General features: G+C 59.8%; 5 protein-coding genes. All 5 read left to right on the top strand.

What is annotated here, in order from left to right:
• Positions 1–663 (top strand): 3-phosphoshikimate 1-carboxyvinyltransferase (locus ACF8AM_RS21690; RefSeq protein WP_392557658.1); only part of this gene is annotated, 663 nt, incomplete at its 5' end.
• A 16-nt stretch (positions 664–679) separates the two neighbouring features.
• A complete protein-coding gene (locus ACF8AM_RS21695; RefSeq protein ID WP_392557659.1) occupies positions 680–1,444 on the top strand; it encodes an N-formylglutamate amidohydrolase in 765 nt (254 codons plus the stop codon).
• 314 nt (positions 1,445–1,758) lie between these two features.
• A complete protein-coding gene (locus ACF8AM_RS21700; protein ID WP_392557660.1) occupies positions 1,759–2,616 on the top strand; it encodes a hypothetical protein in 858 nt (285 codons plus the stop codon).
• A gap of 469 nt (positions 2,617–3,085) precedes the next feature.
• A complete protein-coding gene (locus tag ACF8AM_RS21705) occupies positions 3,086–3,832 on the top strand; it encodes a ParA family protein (RefSeq protein WP_392557661.1) in 747 nt (248 codons plus the stop codon).
• Positions 3,825–4,814 carry a ParB/RepB/Spo0J family partition protein gene (locus ACF8AM_RS21710; RefSeq protein ID WP_392557662.1) on the top strand — a complete coding sequence of 330 codons (990 nt, stop codon included), beginning with the start codon at positions 3,825–3,827 and terminating at the stop codon, positions 4,812–4,814. Before ACF8AM_RS21705 ends, ACF8AM_RS21710 begins: the two co-directional genes overlap by 8 nt.
• The last annotated feature ends 606 nt before the right edge of the window (positions 4,815–5,420 follow it).

Here is a 5,420-nt window from a genome sequence, read left to right on the forward strand (position 1 = left end):
GTGCTGGTTCAGATCGGTGGCGACTACGACGCGATCGGATGGGACATCGAACCTGATGCGTCGGCGGCCAGTTATTTCTGGGCTGCGGCGGCGATCTCGGGCGGTGACGTCACGGTTCAGGGGCTCAGCCGAGCGGCAACCCAAGGCGACGTGGCGTTTGTCGATGTCTTGGAGATGTTGGGGTGCCAAGTCGAGGAAAGCGACGATTCCATCCGCGTCATCGCGACAGATTTGCCTGGCGGAACGCTTCGCGGCGTGGATGTCGACATGAATGCGATCAGCGACACGGTGCAGACTCTAGCGATGGTCGCTCTGTTTGCGTCTTCGCCGACGCGTGTTCGCGGCGTGGCTCACAACCGTTTCAAAGAGACGGATCGGATCGGCGATTTGGCCTGCGAGCTTCGCAAGCTGGGAGCGACGATCCAGGAGCACGAAGACGGGATGACCATTCACCCGCTGAGCGATCCTGCGGTCAGTGAGTCCAGCCCCGTTCGGTTGGACACGTACCATGACCACCGAATGGCGATGAGCTTTGCCTTGGCGGGTTTGCGGCTGGGGGGCATCGAGATCGAGAACCCCGCCTGCACCGGAAAGACGTATCCCGATTACTGGGCGGATCTGGAGCAGTTGATCGGGCGTGCTCACCACTGGACCGCGGAATAGGTACGGGAGAACAAGGATGGCTCTCTTGGTGACCTGCGACACCGGTGGCGACCGGATCCCAGATTCACTGCGTGAGCTGCTCGCTCGCGCTGGTTGGTCGAGTGATCAGCCAGGCCCGGCGTCCATCTTAGGCGGGCAGGGACATTCCCGATTGTCTCAGCCGCTGATTGATCGGGACGCAGGTTTTGCCGCTCGGATGATCGCCGAACAGGCAGGTTGTGACTTGATCGCCAATCCAAATCGAGCGGATCTGGTCGACGTGGGGCGATCGGTTCATCATCGTCATCTGTTTCGACCGTCGATCCGAAAGTTGCCCACATCGGTTCGCAAAGCCATTTTGGCTGAGATCCGCACGCCGTATCGCGACGCGGTGAGGCGCCGGCTCAGCGAGATGTTGTTGCAGTATCCCTATGTCGTGCATTTGTCGATTCGAACGTTTGCCGCTCGAGCTGTGTCGGGTCAGTGGCAGCGGGGTGATGTGGGGTTGCTGTATGATCCCGGCCGCGGGGACGAGCTGGATTGGTGTCTGGATTTGTCTGACGAGCTGTATTTCGCGATGCCCGATTTGCGTGTGCGCCGCAATCATCCGGGCCGCGGCACGAACGATTCCTTGACCAAGGCGATGCGAAAGCATTTCCACGACGTGCATTATCTCGGCGTGGAGGTCGTATTGAACCGGGCCTGGGCGGCTCGGCCCGTCCGTCGTCGGCGTGAAGTCCTGCGGGTGCTCGCAAACGCGATTTGTGAAGTGACTCCCGAGGCGGCGCCCCAAGCCGCCTGAATCCGGATCCAAGACCGTTGCTCGTAAAGACGTTGCTCGCTGGGGCCCAATGAGCCGAGCACTGAAAAAACAGTCAGCTCTCGATGGGGACCACCGAGCTACAGGCGGTTTGGCGCCCGTTTATTCCGGTCGATGAATCTTTTCGCCCGCGACCTTTTAGTTTGCAGCGGTCATTCGTCGCGAAAGAAAATCTTGCGTGTCGGGTGGCTGCCCTTGTCGATCACTTCGATAGGCATCCGCATGAAGCGATCGACGGTGCCCTTTCATGGACGAAGCTGGATAGTTCTTTTCCCCCCAGCCTTCGAGTCCTACTCATGCGAAATCTCACCCTCGGCACGATCATCGTGGTCGGTGGCTTGCTCGCCGCGATTCCATTTCGTCGCGATGCGGTTCACCCAGAGGCTTCTGATCCCGACGCTTTGGCGACCGGTCCAACTTCGGCCCCTTTCGCGATCGCCACGGCCGATCCGCTCACGCCGCCTTGGGGCACGGAGCCTTCTGTGGTCGGGCAGACCGCGTCGGTTGCGTCACAATCCTCCGCCGTGAGTTGGCCTGACCATCGCGTTTCGGATCTGCCCAGCCAGGGCCACGCCGCTCCGTCGCCATCGGATGCCTTCGCGTCGACTGGGCCGGACGCAATTCCGTCGCAGCAACCAGCTCGTCCGCGGCGGAACATGCGGGTACCGCTGACCTACAGCGATTTAGCGGTTCCGCTCAGCAACCCTCACTTCCCCGACCAGCGATTCAATGCGTTGTCAGGTTCGCCATCGAATCCGGTGTCGCAGGGCTCGGTGCCGCCGGTTGGGATGGCCGAGGCTCGTGTGCAGGGAGTTCGTGTGCAGGGAGCTCATCTGCAGGGAACGTCGCCAGCGAACCAGTCGAACGGATCGAGTCGGTCTGGACCGGAGTCTGCGAATTTGGCGTCGAATTCAGGTGTTCGCGAAGAGTCGACACCGGCGCAGTTGGCCAGTTCGGTGCCAGGTTCTCAGGTCAGGCCCGATGCGAGGCAGCAAGTTCTGCGGCCTCCGACCTTGGATCTGAACAGTCAACCGGCATCGCAGGAGCCGGCACGAACGCGGGCCTTCCAGATCCCGGAGGTCGAGATGCCCGCGATGCCGCCCGCACCCAGCGTGCTGGAACGCCAGCGTCACTGGATCCGGCAACCCGAGTGAACTGGGGTCTCTGGTTACCTAGTCGCACGAAGCGTACCGGCCTGTTGATAGCATCCCGGCCCGACGCGTGAGCGAGAGTACGCGTGGCATTGCAATGGGCCGGTAGGGCTCTCGCTCACCGGCGTGTTGTGAACGCGAGTGTCAGCGGGCTGGCCCGCGCCGGGCAATCTAGCGTCCTTGAGGTGAACGACGCCATGCGAGGTCAAAGGGGCATCGGGCCTTTCTGGCAAAGAAGCGAGATGCGGTTCCGCCTTCTTTCTGCTTCCTTGTGCTTTGTCGCTCGCCCAATTTCACACGAAACTCGCGCAGGCAGAAACACGCTGAGCAAGTCAAGTCCGGTTTCTTATGAAACCAGTCTTGTTTCGCGAGCTTTGTTTCACCTAGTTTCCCGCTTGTCCAAGGTGTTCCTTGGGCAGTCGGCAAACGGAATTGCCGGCGATGTGATTCATCTGTTTCGGATGCAGTGTACGTGGCGAAAATCTTGTCAATCGTGAACCAGAAAGGAGGCGTCGGGAAGACCACCACTTCGGTCAACCTGTCGGCTGCTCTGGCCATGTCTGGGAAGAAAACCTTGTTGGTCGACATCGACCCACAGTGCAACGCCACCTCTGCTTTGGGCCAATCGCCCGCAGCACATCATGGATTGACGGGAACCGAATCTCTTCCTGATTCGATCGTTGAAACCGATGTGCCGCACCTGGGATTGTTGCCCGGTAGTCGTTCCTTTCATGACGCTGACGCGCTCGCAGAAACCGGCGATCGTTCGACCGCTCGGGTTCGCAAGCATCTCGACAGCGTGATGAACGAGTTCGAATACATCTTGATCGATTGCCCGCCCAGCGCGGGTGCCATGACGGAAACGGCGCTCACTGCCAGCACCGAAGTGTTGATTCCGATCCAGTGCGAGTACTTCGCGATGGTCGGCGTCACGCAGTTGATTGGAACGATCAAGAAAGTCATCACTGCCACCGATGGTCGTCTGACCTTTGGCGGCATCTTGCTGACGATGTACGACGAATCACTTGAACTGACTCGAGAAGTCGACGAAGAGGTCCGTGACTTCTTTGGCGACATTGTTTTTGAAAGTGTCGTGCCCCGGGACGTCGCGTTGTGCGAAGCTCCCAGCCACGGCCAAACTGTTTTCCAGTACGCCCCGCGAAGTCGCGGCGCGTTCGCTTATACCCAACTGTGCATGGAGGTACTGCAACGTGACTAACGCGACAGCCAATCGAACCAACACGAGCAAAGCACCCGCTGGCAAAGACCGCCGCCTGGGAAAAGGCTTGGCCGCTTTGCTAGGTGAACCGATGGACGACATCGTGCCACCGGGCGAAACCAACGACGCGCCCAAACCCGGCGTTCAATCGCTCGAGTTGCCAATTGAATCGGTTGAAGCCAACCCGTTCCAACCGCGGCGTGAATTCAATCCCGACGAGATCGCCTCGTTGGCCGAATCGATCAAGAACCATCAGCAGTTGCAGCCTATCTTGGTTCGCATCGTTGACGGTCGCTACCAACTGATCAGCGGTGAGCGTCGTCTGCGTGCGACCATTCACGCTGGTTTGAAAACCATCCGCGCCGAAGTTCGCGAAGCGGACGATCGCTTGGTTGCCGAATTGGCGATCATCGAGAACTTGCAACGCAAGGACTTGAACGCGATCGAAAAAGCGATGTCGTTCAAACGCTACATCGATGAGCACAAGTGCAAGCAAGACGACCTGGCTCGCCGCTTGAGCATTGACCGGAGCACGATCGCTAACCTGATGCGTTTGCTGGAGCTGCCTCAGCCAATCGTTGAGATGGTGACCAGTGGCGAACTGACCGCTGGCCACGCTCGAGCACTGTTGCCGATCGGCGAAGTGGAAGTGCAAGTCGCAACGGCCAAGAAGATCCTGGAAGAGGGCTGGAGCGTTCGCAAGACCGAGACCGGCGTGGCGGAATTGCTGCGGGCGGAAGAAGACAGCGAAACGGGACTGAAGGTCACCAACGTCTCGCGTCAAAAACGCAAGCCCGTTCCTCCGCACATCGAAGCGATGCAGCAAGAGATGCGGATGGTGTTCGGCACCAAGGTTGAGATCAAAGCTTCAGCACGCAGTCGCGGGAAGATCACGATCCACTTCAGCGACGCAGAAGAGTTCGAGCGAATTCGCGGTTTGCTCGGCAGTGTCAACCGTCCGCAGCTTCGCGTCGCGGGCTGATGGGAGTTGGCTGGTCAGCTCGGCTCGCAAGCTGATCCGTCATTTCAAATTCACCTGGCCGGCGTGGTTCGCAGATTCGATCTGCCACCACGTCGGTTTTTTTATGCGCCCGTCGAATTCTCGGAGGGCCCGTCGCGTTCTCGTTGGGCCCGTCGCGTTCTCGTAGTGGTTGGACGCTAGGTTCCGTAGGTTGGGCTTCCAAGCCCGACAAGCACCAACCAAACAACCGATCTCCGCTCGCCCCGAAGGAGGCCGTGCAGCTTCACTTCACCCTCCCCTTGGGGTGGCCTGAGCGAAGCGAGGGGAGGGTTCATCACTGAATCCAGCCCGCAACCCTCCTCGACCGCGAAGCGGGGCGACCCACAGCACGTGAGCGGGAGTCATTGAGCTTGATCACGTAGCGGAGTCTCTTCGAGACGCTTTCATTTGCGAGTCTCAGAGAGACTCGCCTACGTGAGGTTCTACCAGATCGTTCCGCTTCGTCGGGCTTGGAAGCCAAACGTATCGGGTGGACGGATGTGGCGTGGGCTCGTGCTCCCCCGAGCGGTCGAAACGTCCAGGCAAACTGATCAGGCTCGCTGGGCTGAATTCCGATGGATGCCGGGG

Source organism: Rhodopirellula sp. JB055, from assembly GCF_043100905.1.
GTDB lineage: Bacteria > Planctomycetota > Planctomycetia > Pirellulales > Pirellulaceae > Rhodopirellula.